The organism is Chitinophaga sp. CF118 (assembly GCF_900112615.1).
Classification (GTDB): domain Bacteria; phylum Bacteroidota; class Bacteroidia; order Chitinophagales; family Chitinophagaceae; genus Chitinophaga.
The window spans coordinates 255493-271774 of the sequence record NZ_FOMK01000005.1 but is presented as its reverse complement, the minus strand read 5'-3'; the positions used below and the strand labels follow the sequence as shown (position 1 = coordinate 271774).

Annotated in this window: 13 protein-coding genes; 3 read left to right on the top strand and 10 right to left on the bottom strand. The window is 43.4% G+C overall.

Annotation, left to right across the window (positions count from 1 at the left end; genetic code table 11):
* Positions 1-70: 70 nt before the first annotated feature.
* From atpH to BM176_RS21345, 6 genes are all read right to left on the bottom strand, one after another.
* On the bottom strand, positions 71-631 hold the full coding sequence (gene atpH / locus BM176_RS21370; RefSeq protein ID WP_090106361.1) for an ATP synthase F1 subunit delta: 561 nt from the start codon (positions 629-631) through the stop codon (positions 71-73).
* A 94-nt stretch (positions 632-725) separates the two neighbouring features.
* The gene (gene atpF, locus BM176_RS21365; RefSeq protein ID WP_090106360.1) at positions 726-1220 is read right to left on the bottom strand and encodes a F0F1 ATP synthase subunit B; all 495 of its coding nucleotides are present in this window, start codon (positions 1218-1220) and stop codon (positions 726-728) included.
* A gap of 113 nt (positions 1221-1333) precedes the next feature.
* Positions 1334-1606 carry an ATP synthase F0 subunit C gene (atpE, locus tag BM176_RS21360; RefSeq protein WP_089782152.1) on the bottom strand — a complete coding sequence of 91 codons (273 nt, stop codon included), beginning with the start codon at positions 1604-1606 and terminating at the stop codon, positions 1334-1336.
* 42 nt (positions 1607-1648) lie between these two features.
* The gene (gene atpB, locus BM176_RS21355; RefSeq protein ID WP_090106359.1) at positions 1649-2824 is read right to left on the bottom strand and encodes a F0F1 ATP synthase subunit A; all 1176 of its coding nucleotides are present in this window, start codon (positions 2822-2824) and stop codon (positions 1649-1651) included.
* A 124-nt stretch (positions 2825-2948) separates the two neighbouring features.
* Positions 2949-4712 carry an ABC transporter ATP-binding protein gene (locus BM176_RS21350; protein WP_255373564.1) on the bottom strand — a complete coding sequence of 588 codons (1764 nt, stop codon included), beginning with the start codon at positions 4710-4712 and terminating at the stop codon, positions 2949-2951.
* Between the two features lie 276 nt (positions 4713-4988).
* Positions 4989-7193: a hypothetical protein gene (locus BM176_RS21345; protein WP_090106357.1), complete on the bottom strand. Its 2205-nt coding sequence runs from the start codon at positions 7191-7193 to the stop codon at positions 4989-4991.
* A 441-nt stretch (positions 7194-7634) separates the two neighbouring features.
* Here BM176_RS21345 and BM176_RS21335 point away from each other — a divergent pair, with 441 nt between their 5' ends.
* From BM176_RS21335 to BM176_RS21325, 3 genes are all read left to right on the top strand, one after another.
* Positions 7635-8381 (top strand): DUF1003 domain-containing protein, encoded by a 747-nt coding sequence (locus BM176_RS21335; RefSeq protein ID WP_090106355.1) that lies wholly within the window; start codon positions 7635-7637, stop codon positions 8379-8381.
* Positions 8382-8540: 159 nt separating this feature from the next.
* Positions 8541-9224, top strand: a complete 684-nt coding sequence (locus tag BM176_RS21330; protein ID WP_089782147.1) for a response regulator transcription factor — start codon at positions 8541-8543, stop codon at positions 9222-9224.
* A gap of 196 nt (positions 9225-9420) precedes the next feature.
* The gene (locus BM176_RS21325) at positions 9421-10467 is read left to right on the top strand and encodes a sensor histidine kinase (RefSeq protein ID WP_255373563.1); all 1047 of its coding nucleotides are present in this window, start codon (positions 9421-9423) and stop codon (positions 10465-10467) included.
* 185 nt (positions 10468-10652) lie between these two features.
* Here the strand turns inward: BM176_RS21325 and BM176_RS21320 are convergent, their stop codons facing one another.
* The 4 genes from BM176_RS21320 to BM176_RS21305 form a co-directional block, all read right to left on the bottom strand.
* Positions 10653-11966 (bottom strand): porin, encoded by a 1314-nt coding sequence (locus tag BM176_RS21320; protein ID WP_255373562.1) that lies wholly within the window; start codon positions 11964-11966, stop codon positions 10653-10655.
* Positions 11967-12181: 215 nt separating this feature from the next.
* On the bottom strand, positions 12182-13666 hold the full coding sequence (locus BM176_RS21315; protein ID WP_090106353.1) for an MBOAT family O-acyltransferase: 1485 nt from the start codon (positions 13664-13666) through the stop codon (positions 12182-12184).
* Positions 13663-14904: a GDSL-type esterase/lipase family protein gene (locus BM176_RS21310; protein ID WP_090106352.1), complete on the bottom strand. Its 1242-nt coding sequence runs from the start codon at positions 14902-14904 to the stop codon at positions 13663-13665. The genes BM176_RS21315 and BM176_RS21310 overlap by 4 nt, the downstream gene beginning before the upstream one ends.
* Positions 14876-16273, bottom strand: a complete 1398-nt coding sequence (locus tag BM176_RS21305) for a GDSL-type esterase/lipase family protein (RefSeq protein ID WP_090106351.1) — start codon at positions 16271-16273, stop codon at positions 14876-14878. The genes BM176_RS21310 and BM176_RS21305 overlap by 29 nt, the downstream gene beginning before the upstream one ends.
* Positions 16274-16282: the final 9 nt, after the last annotated feature.

Genomic DNA, 16282 nt, shown 5'->3' with positions numbered 1-16282 from the left:
AAAGAGTCGTTAAGATTAATAATATAACGACAACAGCTTTGCGTGTACGCAGCGGCTGCTGTTAATTTTTTTATTTAATAGCGGCTACGTAGATATTCTGCGTAAACTGCTTTTTGATATCGTTCAGATCGCGTAATATAGAAGCATCAAACAGCTGGCCGTCTGATTCCAGGACAAAACCACCAATCAGTTTAGCATTTACTGCTGATTCCAGTTCAATGTGTTTGTCACTTCCTGATTCTACTTTCTTCTTAATTACATCCAGTGTAGCAACATCTACCGGAACAGCCGTTGTGATTTTCACTTTGCTGATGTTCTTCAGTACATTATACTGTTTGATGAATTCAGTGGCTATTTCAGGTAAGTTACTTTCCCTTCCTTTTCCTACCAGTAAAGCAACGAATGCTGCGGTAAGTGCACTTACTCTTTTATCAAGAATAGCTGCCAGGATCTGCTGTTTTTTGTCCGGTTTAATAATCGGGCTTTTCAGCAGGGTTACCACATCGGGGTTTGTTTTGGACATCTGCTGTACGAACAGCATATCTGCATGTATCGCTTCCAGCTGTCCTTTTTCAGAAGACAGATCTACCAAAGATTTCGCATACCGGGATGCTAAACGGGGATTCTGCATAATTTATATCTTGTTAGCTGTAGGCAATCCAATATAGTCTGTAAATACATCACTCCTTACAGGAGTTGCTGATCAACCTAAGGAAGCTGTAGCTTTAGTTTAATTTTATTTCTCCTGCCAGTTCTCTGATGTAACCTTCCTGTGCAGTTTTATCTGACAGTTCTTTACGCAGCACTTTCTCAGCTACTTCGATCACCAGTTTACCTACCTGGTTCTTCACATCTGTTAAAGCGGCCATCTTCTGGTTATCAATAGCAGTGTATGCTTCGCTGATAATCTTCTTGGCTTCTGCCTGAGCTTGTGTCTTGGCTTCGCTGATGATATGATCTTTAGCGTCTTTGGCTTCCTTCAGAATTTTGCTTCTCTCTGCTCTGGCTTCTGCGAGTACGTGCTCATGTTCAGCCTTCATCTGCGCCATTTCTTCTTTCACCCTTTCAGCAGTGGCGATAGAGTCGGCAATGGAAGTTTCTCTTTCTTTCAATACAGAAAGGATAGGTTTCCATGCAAATTTCTTCAGTATGAGAAATACAATTATGAAAATTAACAACGAGATGGTAAACAAGCCTAACGCTGGCTGTAACAGATCCATGATTATGAAAATTTATTTGGTTCGCATGTTATTGATGAGCAATCTCTTCACACAGCATAAAATGAATTACTGCATTCTTTGCCCTGTGCGCGGAATGCAGTAATAAGTTTCGCTTAAAGCACTACAGCCAGCAGACCTGCGATAACGCCGAACAGGGCAACACCCTCTACCAGCGCCGCTGCCAGGATCATGTTTGCACGGATGTCGTTAGCAGCTTCTGGCTGACGAGCGATAGATTCCAGTGCGCTTTTACCGATGTTACCAACACCAATACCTGCTGCAATAGCAGCGATACCAGCACCGATTGCACCACCAGCCTTAGCCAGTCCTGAAGCGGCTGCAGCTGCATCCGCAGAAGCCTGCAGTAAAACAGTTAAAATTGCCATAATTGAAATGTGTATTTATTGTTTATTACGAATAATCTAAGATTAATGGTGTGCCTTTGCTTCATGATGATCATCATGGCCGCCTTCCATTACCTGGCCGATAAATACGGCGGTAAGATTGGCAAAAATGAATGCCTGTATAAAGGCTACCAGCAATTCAAGCATCATCATAACGATATTGAACAGGATAGTGACAGGCAGAAAACCATAACCAACCATCTGATTCAGGGACCCGAAGATAAACACCAGGGAAATAATACTCAGGATGATAATGTGACCCGCCAGTATGTTGGCAAACAGTCGGATCATCAATGACACAGGCTTGGTAAAGATGCCAATTATTTCCACAGGCACCAGAATCACTTTTACCAGGAACGGTACATCAGGAGGATTCAGTGTATGTGCCCAGAAATGCTTGTTTGAACTGAGCATAGTAGCCAGGAAACTAATCAGGGCTAAAGCTGCAGTTACTGCCAGATTGCCCGTTACGTTGGCAGAACCAGGTAACAAACCTAACAGGTTGTTGATCAATATAAAGAAGAAGATTGTTAAAATGAAAGGAGTATATCTCTCAAAATGTTTGCTGGGAATGTTAGGCTTTACCACTTCATCACGCATGAAGATGATAACCGGCTCAACCAAACCCTGAAGCCCTTTAGGTGCCTGTTTGGAACCTCTTGTAGTATATGCCTTTGCAACAGCCAGCATCAGCCAAACCAGCAGGATAGCGCCAATCAGCATAGATGTGATGTTCTTGGTCATGGAGAAATCGTAAATCTCCTCGCCGGTAGGCATGTCATTCGCATCTACTGCAATGACTTTACCCTCCATATATTTAGTGGCATCCAGCCCTTTCTCCTCCAGGTAATGATGATTTACCAGGCGGTAGCCTTCATAAGCAACATGTCCATGATGGAAATGAGAGGAAGAAAATACAGTGAGTCCTTTTACTTTGCTGTAAATGATCACAGGAAGAGGCATTGTTACAGGGGTACCTGCTATGTCCAGCAAATGCCAGTCATGAGCATCCTTAACGTGACCAAGAATTACCTCCTTGGCGTTAAAACCCTTTTTTTCTTCGTGTCCGGGGGCTGCCGCATGTTCACCATGCTCTTGTGCTGCAGGTTCCTGGGCATACGCAAACGAACAAAATCCACTTATGTTAAGAGCAACAACAAGTGCTACCAGTCTATGTTTGAACAGATTCAAGGAAATCACCGCTTTCTGAAATTTTGCGCAAAGATAGCTGATTTATTATCAAAAAGGTAGGGGCCACGCAAAAAAAAGTGAAGGAATGATATTACGAATTTAACACTTTAAAAATAATACGCATATACAACGTTTATGCTACTCCAGCCTGCTTGAACTGCATACTGTGCAATTTGTAATAAACTCCACCCAGTTTCAGCAGTTCCTCATGTGTACCCATTTCCCGGATCTCCCCTTTATCCAGCACAATGATCTTACTGGCTTTACTGATGGTAGATAACCGGTGAGCAATGACAATAGAAGTCCTGTCTGCAATCAGTTTATCAATAGCATTTTGAATCAGCGTTTCTGATTCTGTATCTACAGAAGAGGTGGCCTCATCCAGGATCAGGATAGCCGGATCGTACAGCAGTGCCCTTACAAAGGAAATCAATTGCCGCTGTCCCAGAGAAAGGGTGCTCCCCCGCTCCATTACCTGGTAATCATATCCGCCAGGCAATTGCATAATAAATTCATGCATGCCTATCAGACGGGCTGCCTGCTCAACCTGTTCCCGGCTGATGGCTGTATTACGAAGGGTGATATTCTCATATACTGAACCGGCAAACAGGAATACATCCTGCAACACTACCCCTATTTTACTACGAAGTGATTGCAGAGTAAAGTCTTTCAGATCTGTTCCATCTATCAGAATCTTACCCTGCTGGATCTCGTAGAGCCTGTTCAGGATACTGATAATAGTCGTTTTACCGGAACCGGTATGCCCTACAATAGCAATGGTTTCGCCCTGGTTAGCGTGGAAATTTATATCCCGCAGCACATAGTCGGCCTCTTTATAGGCAAAATATACATGATCAAAGGTGATAGCTCCCTTCATAGCGGCAGCACTTTCCTTCCCGCTGTTATCAATATAGTCGTCACTGTCCATGATGCGGAATACCCTTTCGCTGGCTACCATCCCCATCTGCAGGGTATTGAACCTATCCGCCAGCATTCGCAGCGGGCGGAAAAGCATATTCAGGTACATGATGAAGGCGATCATTACTCCCTGTGTCACTTCATAGTTCAATACCTGGTTGGCTCCCCACCATACCATCAGCCCCAGCGATATGGCCAGGATGATTTCTACCACAGGGAAGAACACGGAATAAGCAAAGATGGCTTCTATGTTAGCCGTGCGATGCTCTTTATTAATCTGCTTGAATTTGGCAAACTCCCGTTTCTCTGCAGAGAATGCCTGTACGATAGCTACTCCGGTAAGATGTTCCTGTACAAAAGCATTCAGGGCGGAAACAGCATTTCTCACCTTATAGAACGACTTGTTCACACTCTCTTTAAAAACATAAGTAGCAATGATCAGGATAGGGAAAGGAGAAAGACTGATGAGTGTTAATCGCCAGTCTGCCACAAACATCACCCCCAGGATGGCAATGATCATCAGCATATCTGCGATGATGGAAATGAGCCCTTCGGAAAATACATCATTGATTGCTTCAATATCATTGATTGTACGGGTAGTAAGTGTACCGATAGGGGTTTTATCAAAAAACGCCAGGTTCAGGTGTACAATCTTTTTGTATATCGCTACCCGCAGGTCCTTTATAACGGATTGTCCCAGCCAGTTAGTAAGATAGGAAAAGTAAAACCGCATTACTGTTTCCAGCAACAGCAGCAGGATCTGTATAATAGTAACCGTGATCAGCATCTGCATGAGCTGCCCTGCAATATACTTATCTACTGTTAACTGGATCAGGTAAGGACGCATAGGCGATATCAATGCCAGTAAAACAGTCAGGAACATTGACATGTAAAAGGACTGCCTGTAAGGAACCGCAAAAGAGAGTATGCGTCGTAATAAACTTGTATTAAAAACCTTCTTGACTGCTAAATTTTCCACCGTACAATTTTCGCTATAGCTTCCGCCTGGCATACATTTACCGACCACCTGTTAGTACTTCCTTAATAATTTCTTTTGTGCGGAGAACGGACGCTAAAATCTGATCTGTGATCGGTAAGCAAACCTACTGCTTTTTGAGCAATCGTATCTTATCCAGCAAAAATTTGATATAACAATAAATATCAGGCATACATCAAAAGCCGGGGAATAACTCCATATCCATTATGGGGCTAAAATAAAAGGCCTGTATTTGTGGTACAGGCCTTTTTGAAATATTTAGTTTTTCTTCTCGTCTTTCATTATCTGGCGGTAGGCCTTGATGAAAATGGCTCCCAGGTTCTTATGAGGTGGTACATAATCACTGAACAGCTCCTTATTATGAGCATCACCTGCAAAACGCTTACCTAAGCTGGCCCACATCTCCACCCAATCTACATTCTTACCTGCACGGATCGTTTCATCAAGGGTGCGGATAATAGGTTCATTTACAAAACGGGTACCTACCTGCTTAGAGGATATGATATGTGCTTCCGGTGATTTTTCCAGTACCACAGACATATTATGATAACCACCGCATGATCCCAGTACAACTATCCTGGCAGAACTCTGCAGATTATCCAATGTTGTGTTAATATGATAACTGTGACCTCGGTGAATAAATATAGTAGGATGAATATCATTCTCATCCAGGAATTCACTCAGCTTCTGAATAGCAGTTTTATCTTCCGGCTCTTCTATTGGCAGATTAGCAAAAATAGTGATCGGCTTTCCTTTCAGGGAAACGATGGTTGTCCAGTATTTGTTCTTGTTTATTTTCCATTCTCCTGCGGGGAAGTTACTCATAAAACTCACATATGAATCATGACCGTCTTTATCTCCATAAAAGAATACCTGCTGATATATTCTACCACTATCATTCTGTAAAGAGTTGAATGATACAAAGTTGATTGGAGGCAACTGCAGCTTGGCCGACATCTCACTGGCTTTGGAAGAATCATTACTCTTTTCAGTTTCTGTATCAAACAAACTGCCCAGCAGTTCATAGATAACAGTACCACGCTTTTCCTTTTTCTTTGACACGTAATTATAGTTCTTCCTTACTTCTTCACGTAAAAAAGCCAGCAGCTTGGGATCGCGAATACTACCAAATGAGTTGGCCACATCTACCGCATCTTCCAGATCTTCTGTTTTCTCCAGGGCACTTACATACTTTTTCATCAGGTAGTTCGAGTTCTCTGGAGCCATAGACTTCAGGAAGTTGTCCAGGGTGTTAAATCCTGCTGCCATCGCTATAAACTTCTTAAAACGGTCAAATTCAACCAGCATCAGAAGGCTGTCTCCATGAGGAGGCTTCATACGGGCCATCATCTGGTCGTACAGTCCGGCGTTATTATGATTGGTATAACTGGATGTATATAATTCTTCCTGACCGTTTACAATCAGGTAATACAGTTCTTCAGGAGTGAAATCTTTCACTACATGGAACCGAACAGGAGCTGGTTCTTCATGCAGGTCGTTCACTTCACGGATATATTTCAGTGATTTGGCCTGCATATTTTCCATCATCGCTTTTAGTCCTAATGGATTCTCTCCATTATTCTTACGATGCTGGAGGATGATGGATGTTTTTACCATCTGCTTAAAGTACTGATCATCATCAGTTACAGTGGCAGATAGTTTATCTATAGTAGTGGTACCGGCCAGCAGTTCATCAATGAAAGGCAGGATCCGGGTTGATTGACCGGAGTTCCCGATTTGTACAATCTGCTGTACCAGTGGATCCTGGTTTCTTTTAATAGCGGTAGCTACCGGAGTGTAAGAAGTTGCGTAAGTCAGTACCTGGTTAGGATATTTCCTGGCTACGGCAGCAATGATAGAATCAGTGGCGGGATACTCCAGGTAATTACCGATTTCGGTCATCACTGTGGCCAGATTATTAAAAGCATATTTTGCAAACATCACCCCTTTGGCATCTTTATACCCGGAATTATCTTTGAATGCTTCTATCATCCGTTCTCCCGCATCGAAAGAGAGGTTCTGGATATATGGAAGGATGCTCTGCCCCCTAATATCTGCCTTCATCATTTCTTTGAAAGCCTGTACCATACTGGGGGCTTCTTCAGCAGCTATTTTGTGATAAGCACGTTTTACATTGTAATCGTGCAGCATAATATACAGAGCGGAGAGGTACTTGATCTTTAAACGGTGATCCAGAGTGCTGTCCAGCTCTATTTCTGTCTGCATATCGTCTACCTGTTTGATCAGGGCATTAGTCACCTGCAGGTTAATAGTCTGATCGTCTGAGACCTGTACAAGGTCATCTGCTTTGCCATCGAACTTTTTAGCGGCCAGTTGTTCTTTATCGATATTATCATGGAAACCGATCCGGCCAATAGGAATATCTACCTTCTGAGAAGTTTGTGCAAATAAAAGGCTACTCTGTGAAGCAGCCAACAATAAGATGAGTATAAATCTTTTCATTAATATAAATGTGCTTTTCACTTACTTGATCAAGCTATTATAGCAAATTTACTACCAAAATCCTGGATTCTTTCTAAGAGGGCCGTTTGAGCCTTTCCGGAGGGGAGTTTTACAGATTGTTAATGATCCATAAATACGCTGCATCTGCCTGTTTTGTATCTTAATTTAGCTTTGGGATAAGATTATTGATTTGATCGTTATTATGCTTCACCTAAGCATCACGGCAGATAAGGCGTATTTATGGATCATTAACAATCGCGGACTATCAGCACACCTGCAGGCATCAGCTTTCCCAAAGTGGTTGTTTTCTTCCGGGATTATAGAGCCCCTGTTAACTTGTGGATACCTGGGCCTTAACCGTCTGCTCCTAAATGATCCAGATACCCGGCCTCATTCCACTAAATTGAACTAATTTTGAGGCCTTCAAAGCACAACATTACTATGCAAAGTTTCGTGAGCGACCTCTCTGGTAAGGAGTTTCCTCTTACCGAGAAGGTACATTGCCGTACTATACGTAAGCCTTTAATGGATATTATCCGTAAAGATCATCCTCACCTTACCCAGAAGTCACATTTATCAGTTTCCGAATTGAATCATTACCGGCAGAAATATTTTGCAAGCCTTTTCTCCAAAGAGATCGATGAACTGACACAGCTGGAAAAGACGGTGATTGAGAAATTACGTGACCATAAAACGCTGACAGACCACCTGGATGATGAAGAAGCCGGTTCCATGACCCTTGGTCAGCGGGTGGCTGATAAGATTGCTACATTTGGCGGCAGCTGGACGTTTATTATCTCCTTCCTGACATTTATCTTAATCTGGATAGGCGCTAACCTCTACCTATTAATGAACAAGGGCTTTGACCCTTATCCTTTTATCCTCCTGAACCTGATCCTCTCCTGCCTGGCGGCATTACAAGCACCTGTGATTATGATGAGTCAGAACCGTCAGGAAGAGAAAGACCGCCTCAGGTCAAAAAATGATTATATGATCAATCTGAAGTCAGAACTGGAGTTGCGTATCCTCCACGACAAGATAGATCACCTGATCACTCACCAGCAACAGGACATGATGGAGATGCAGGAAACCCAGGTTGAGATGCTGACAGAATTAACGCATGCACTCAAGAAATTGTCAGGGAATGGTGATAATCATAAACATACAAATAAAGATCAAACGGTATAATGGCAAGGGACTATGTAAAAAAAAGTGTAAATTTAGATACCATTCTCAGTGTCAGGGTTGTGTCATGTGGCCGAATTAACAATTACATAATGTTAACTTTCCATTAATAGCGGAGCCTGCGATATAATTTTGTGTCGTCTTTAAAAAACGTCAAAGAATATGATAGACCAAGCGGTAGTAGGAAAAATTTTAGTGGTGGATGATGAATTGGACATTCTCGAAATTATAAGTTACAATCTCAAATCGGCAGGATATGATACTGTAACTGCCAAAGACGGTAGCGAGGCTATTCAGAAAGCAAAGGTGTTTCGTCCAGACCTGATCATGTTAGATATCATGATGCCAAACAAGAACGGCATAGATACCTGTCGGGAAATCAGGAAAATTCCGGAATTTAAAGATACCATGGTGCTGTTCCTCACAGCACTGAATGATGAGAAATCAGAAATTGATGGTTTAAATATGGGTGCGGATGATTATATCGCCAAGCCTATTAAACCAAAATTGCTGGTAAGCCGTATCAATGCTCTCTTTCGCCGTTTACACAAACCGGAAGAAATGCAGGTACATCTGGGAGATCTCATTATTGATCGTGAGAAATTTACCGTTACATACAAAGGTCAGGAGATCATCCTGGCAAAGAAAGAATTCGAGTTACTACAATTGCTCGCTTCTAAACCAGGCCGCGTATTCCTCAGAAACGAAATATTGAATCAGGTATGGGGTACAGAGGTAATCGTGGGCGATCGTACAATCGATGTACATATCCGGAAAATACGTCAGAAAATAGGAATCGATCTTATTACCACTGTGAAAGGTGTGGGATATAAGTTCGAAATGTAGTCTTTGTTCTAACGGTAGCAGAGAATCAATTCGTTAAGCTCCTGCATTTGTACCCGTAATCTTTTTATTATCAGTTTATAGTCTTAAGCAAAATGCCTTTAGCGTATAGCTTTCAGCATTTCGCACCGTGCGAGTTATGTCAAGTGAAAAATTTGGATTAATTTCCCAATATTATAAGAATTACTCACTATGGAGTATGTTTAAAGCTAAGAACCTTTCCCCACAAAAACTGGCAGGATTTACTGCCCTGATACTTTCAGGTATTATTACCCTTGGTACAGCACTAATCAGTGCCGACTGGAAAATAATACTGACTGCCTTTGTCCTTACCTTCCTGGTGTCGTACTACCTGTATCTATATACGTTACAGAACTTCATCTACCGGAAAATAAAACTCATATACAAATTCATTTACCAAACCAAAGCCTCCAAACGTGAAGAGTTCTTTAACAAGAATCTCCTTCCGCTGAAGACCATCGAAGAGGTTAGTGAAGACGTGGAAAAATGGGCCAGTCAGAAAAAGGAAGAACTTGACATGCTGCGCCGTAACGAAGAGTTCCGTAAAGAGTTCCTGCTCAATCTGAGCCACGAATTAAAGACTCCCATCTTTGCGGTACAGGGATACATTCATACCCTGCTGGACGGGGCACTGGATGATCCTAATGTGAATAAACTGTTTCTGAAAAATGCCACCAAGAATATTGACCGTCTCTGTCGGCTGATAGATGATCTGGATGAGATTTCCAAGCTGGAAAGCGGGGAAATGACCATCAACAAGGAAAACTTTACTATTCAGGATATGATCAGGGATGTATTTGATACCCTGTCGCTTAAAGCCAATACCAAAGGCATTAAGTTCCTGGTGAAGAAGGGCTGCGAAGCTCCTATTCATGTTATGGCCGATAAAGAAAAGGTAAGACAGGTGCTGATCAACCTGATAGACAATTCCATTAAATACGGCCGTACAGATGGTCAAACTGTAGCCAGTATCTATGTGATGGATGATAAAAGAGTGCTGGTAGAGATTTCTGATAATGGTATCGGTATATCTGAAGAACACCTTCCACGCGTATTTGAACGGTTCTATCGTACAGACAGAGCCAGAAGCCGCGATATTGGTGGTACTGGCCTGGGATTGGCAATCGTGAAACATATCATAGAAGCACACGATCAGACTATTAATATTCGCAGCAAACCTGAAATAGGGTCGACCTTTGGGTTCACACTTGAATCAGGGGAATAAATAATTAACTTTTTATCAGGCGCCTTAACATTGATAGAAACTTCTTAAAACAAAATATGGTGCATCAAAAATTTGATGCACCATATTTTGTTTTAAGAAGTTTAAGTAGGAATACAGCTCATTCAGTAAGATTGGGAAAACTGGAAATGCAAGATCCTCCTTTGTTCTGGAAGCTTAACACTCCGTTAAAAGCGAAACTGCAAACGACAGGTAAACACATTATCCTTCACATCTGATGTATAACCGGCCAAAGTAGTCGATTCGTTCTTTACAATATCGTAGTACAACATCAGTTTCATATGCTCGTCAAAGTAGTAAACATACCCTGCGCCAAAAGTATCATAGCGGATATCTCCTTCTGTGAAGCCTGCACCTGTTTGCCCAATCTGCTTCCCCTTTACACGTGAATTAGGATCATACCAGTCGTACCGTAATACCAACTGGTGCTTCGGACTGCCCAGGCTTTGGAGAAAATAAAAATAAGCCCCGGTAAAATCACGGATATATAACGGCGCATTTCTTGTTCCATCCAGAGGAATTGTTCCAGGTGTTTCGGTACTGAGTGCTGTGGCAGTCTGCTGTCCCCTGATATATTCTCCCCTTATTTCCGTTGCACCCTTTTTCGCTCCGTTTGGTATTTTCAGTTGTACATCTGCCCCATAATAATGACGGGGGGCTATCTTCCCGATATTAGTGGCAGATGAATCCAGTTTAAGTACATTATTGTGATCTGTTTTATAAATAGATGGTGTGAACTGCTCCATTCCGCCGTACAGGCAGGAGATGGCGCCAGACAAACGCCAGTTACGGCTGTTCAACCGTTGTGGTTTGATGGCAATACGGGTGATGAAGTCCTTATGACTGTCAAAATCACTGGTAGCGGTGAGTCCCTGTCCATTGAACAGTCCGGCATCTATACGCAGGAAGCGTAAAGGGTGATTTGTCCGACGGGGCTCAAAAGAGACCATTGCCCCGATATCACGTTCTGTTTTCATCAGAATTTGCGACATACGCCCACGCTCAGGTGTTTCCCTGTCTCCGGAAGAAAGGTTCACTTCGTAACTGAAGGGACGGGCAAACATCCCGGCAGTGATGGAAAATACATCCCATCTGTTTTCAAAAACACGTCCGTAAAAGTCGCGGATAAACACGCCCCTTTCAGTACCATCAAACTGGAAGGCGAACTGTACAACAGGCATGCGTTGCTCATTGTAGCGGGAGTAGTCGAGTCGGAAACGGCCACGACGCAGGGTAAAACGGTTGTTTACATGTTCAGGGAAGTTTCCACCGGCATAACTTTGAATGCCTTTGTCCTGCGCATACTGGAACTGGGGCTGGATATAACCACTAAAGCGCACGGCATCGTATTTCTGGTAAAGGGAGAACATTCCTTTCCCCAGGCTGGTCGTAGTATCAATCATGTCCATCAGGAACTGTGCCTTCAGTACGTTTGAGAACAACAAGAGCAGCACGATGGCCGACAGATGCTTTAGCCGCATGTAATTGAAAATTTGCCGCAAAGCAAAGCAAAAAAATTAACAATAATGTAATTGATAAAAAACGGGTTATATTGAAAATTACTGTACAGATCTATAGGGGCCATACATTCTATAGAATAATAACGGATTGATAAACAGTGGAGATTATATATCCGGCCATTATCTAAAGTCTGCGAACTGGTTGGCCAGGTCTGGACTACCAGTTCGCAGACTTGCTAAAACTGCAAATATATAGGCATCATCGTTTCGGAGGATTTCACCTGAACCAGCAACCAGATGAATAACACCATTACCGCAACGCTACCCCATACCGGGAAACGACCCAGGGTAGCTTCAGCAAAATTCTCGCTGCGTTTGGGCAGAGCATGCAGCAAAAATGCCAGTAACATTACCCAGAACACTGCTGTATACCCATTATAAAGTTCCAGCCATACACCCGGCTGAAAGTCATAAGCTATTTGTTGGATCAGCGCCCAGGCATCATGAAAGGTAGCTGCTTTAAAGAAAATCCAACAGAAACACACAAAGTGAAAGGTCAGCAAAACGCCGCCTATCTTTAATACGGAACCTTTCCATCCGGATGGACCTCCTCCCCGTTTCTTCAGTCCGTCAATCCTTACTTTATCCAATGCCAGTGCAGTACCATGCAGTCCTCCCCAGAAAATAAAGTTCCAGCTGGCTCCATGCCAGAACCCGCCTATCAGCATGGTCAATGCAAGATTGAGAAATTGACGGGCTTTACCTTTACGGTTACCTCCTAAAGGAATATACAGGTAGTCCCTTAGCCAGGACGACAAAGAAATATGCCAGCGACGCCAGAACTCCGTAATAGAGGAACTCTGGTAGGGAGAATCGAAGTTGGGCGGGATCTTGAAACCGGTCCACCGCGCAATACCCAGCGCCATATCCGAATAACCGGAAAAGTCGCAATAGATCACCATCGCATACCCATAAACACCTAACAGACATTCCAGGCCGGTATGTTTGGAGGGATCGTCAAAAATATACTGAACAAAGTTCTGATAGATGAAGTCGGAAATTATCACTTTCTTGAACAACCCGCTGATGATCAGGTACATGCCCTTTCCTATATCTTCAGAATCCAGCTCATAGGGTTGGGAAATCTGCGGAATGAAATCGGCCGCACGTACAATTGGTCCCATCATCAGTTTGGGGAAGAACGACAGGAAGAACAGGTAATCCATGAAATTATCCACCGGCTTGATCTCCCTTCTGTAAACATCTATCGTATAACTCAGGTTCTCGAAAGTATAGAAAGAGATACCGATGGGTAATAACAGGTGTAATGGCCGCAGGTGTCCCAGTGCCAGGTCATTTGTTATCCCTATAAAAAAGTCCGTGTATTTGAAGTAGAATAAAAGGCCAAGGTTAAGGATGATACTGAATGCCAGCAATCCTTTCCGTAATCCCTTTTTCTCTGTATTATAAATCCACCTGGAAAGGTTGAAATCCACGATCGCAGAAAGGATTACCAGGCCAACATAAAATCCGCAGGCCTTATAAAAAAAGTAAAGAGAGAAGATGCTATAGATCGCCACTCTGGCACTTTTGTTTTTGGCCGCAGCCAGGTAACACAAAAGGAAGAGCGCAAAGAAATAGAAGAAAAAAGCGCTATTAAAGAGTATAGGATCTTTAGGATTATATAATAATTCCCCTAACAGTTTATTCAGGTCTATCATTGGGTAATCTTTGCTTCTTTTAAATATTTCAGGTATCCCTCATTTAATGCTTCATACAGCAATTTCCCCTGCAACTGGTATCCGCGGGCGCCAAAGTGGATATGATCTGCGGCCCAGGTACCAGAAAAACTACCTGCCATGGACCTCGTTAATCCATTAAAGTTCCAGCATGCCAGCCCGTTTTCCCGGCAGTAATTCATGATCTGCTGTGTAACGACTGTCACATACGGATTCGGATAATAAGCAATCTTGTAATAGGTGCGATACTTCTTACCTGATTTCTTTCTGAATGCCCGTTTGCTGATCCGCTTGGATTCTGCCGGCGTAGTAAGTACGATGGAAGCTTCCGGATGAGTGCGTTTTATTAATTGAACAGTACTGTCTATCTGCATGCGGAATGCATGTGCATTCAAACTGCTGTAGGCCTCATTGGTACCAAGGGAAATGATTACCAGTTGCGGCTGCATAACGGCCATCTGTGCTGTCAGGATACTGCTCTGTTCATTATAATGCTGGTACATCGCGCCGTTTATACCAATAGCACTATACAATACACCGTTTTTACCGTTACGTATCATAGCACCATAAAAGCGAAACGGGTTGTTCCCCTTTTCCTCCCACCTTGCCTGAAAGGACTGTACGGCATCCGGGAATGTTAAAGTGGCTTTACGCACTGTTTCTCCGGCACCCGGGAAAGGAATGCCTGAAACAACCACCTCAGCCCCCGGCACAGCAATCCTGCCATCTTCCAAACCTGCATCATAAAAGAGCTCTGCTTCACGGATGCTATTGTCTATTCCATCCTGTTTACCACTATAGGCAATGGTAGGTGCCCCGCTCTGAGAAGTGATCACAATCGCTCCCGGACCAAGCGGATCGTTTTTATACCGGTCTACTACCCGGGCAGCGTCCCAACGGCAGGTACTATTCCACCTGTAATCTTCCGGGCCATTGGTACCTGCAAGATTAAAAGGGAATACCCATCCACGCCCTGCACTGCCAAATGTCTTCTGCAGATAGTTTGCCGTAGTTAAAGGAAAGAACCCTGCCTGAACATGAGAATCTCCAATATGTAAGATTGATATAACGTTGCTATCCGAATGACGCAGTGCTGCATAAAAACGGTTCAGCGCGGTATCCTGTGCTATTGTGTTATTCTGTGCGGTTGCAATGGAGCCTGTTATGGCCAGCAACCCTGTAAAAAAAGATCTACTGATGTTCCAGCTGCTTATATTCATCCATCATTGCTTTATACAGCAGCGCCCCTACTCTGGCCGCTCCCTGTCTGTTAAAGTGTGTGTAATCTTTATTTGCCAGTACTGTATCTCCTTCTACCCAATGGGTCATGGAGCCATCTCCACCCATTGCAGCATAAAGATTCCAATATGCGGTACCATGCTCCTTGGCCAGTTCATGCTGTGTTTTCAACAAGGCTGTAACCCCTGGGGCGGTCACGTAATTTCCACCTTTTTTGTAAGATTTATCTGCTGTAGAGATTACCAGGAAAGAAGTATTAGGCAGATCACTACGAAGTGAGTCCATTACTTTTTTCATGGGACGGCCATACCAGGTATAGTCTGTCAGTTCCGGCTTCCAGAGAATGTTGGCTCCATAGTGCAACACGACCAGATCGTATGGATGTTCGGTTTGCATCTGTTCCAGGATTTGTCTGGACAAATGCCCCAACTCCACCCCGCTGATACCACGGAAAGAATAGTTATCTACATATACTCCGTTATTCGCCTCAAAACAAACCCCATAAAAGGGCAGGCTATTGCCTCCGCTCCACTTGATGGTTACCCCATGCTGGGCAGAATCCTGTTTCCAGGAAAGCAAATTCACAGGCCGGTGACCGGTTAATGAATAGGATTTTTCGTTTACGGAGATATTACCGCCGGAAGCAGGGCCATACAACAGGCTTACTTCTTCAAATTTGTCAAGCCCCCTTTTACGTACAGGTGAATACTTGATCCAACTGGCATCGCCTGGTACAAAAGTATGACCGGATATGCCCAATGGAACGTTGGCGGGAGGCATTTCCTTATAACTATAGTCTTTCCAGTCTTTGGAGAAGGTATGATTGATTGTGGTTCTGAAACCGGCCACAACAGAAGTAATAGGTACAAACCCAACACCAGAACCACCAAACAGGATCTGCAGACTGTCCCGCAGGTCTTCTGTGATCAGATCTCCCTCAATCATGGAATCCCCGAAGTAAGCAATGCGTACTTTTTTCCTTTTACCGGCCTTCAGCGCATCCAATGCCTGGAGGAAATGTTCCAGCCCGCTGGCAGCAGTGTCCCGCACCGCATAGTTCAGGATGCCTGTATAAGAAGTAAAGTCATGTGAATGATCGGGATCAGGAATAACGGCCAGTTGTACCGTGTCTGTATTTGCAGTTTGTATAGTGTCTGTTACAGCGATTACAGCAGTATCTGTTGTTTTTATTGGGGGAGTTTCCTTCCGGAGATCTGCCAGCATATCCAGCGGACGGGAGGTATATTGCTCCAGGGAAAAGCTGTTATTGACCAGTGATAAGGCCACCAAACACACTAAAGACCCTACAATGATATAGAAAGGATAGGCGGACTTGTTTTTGCCGGACATAGCTCTAAA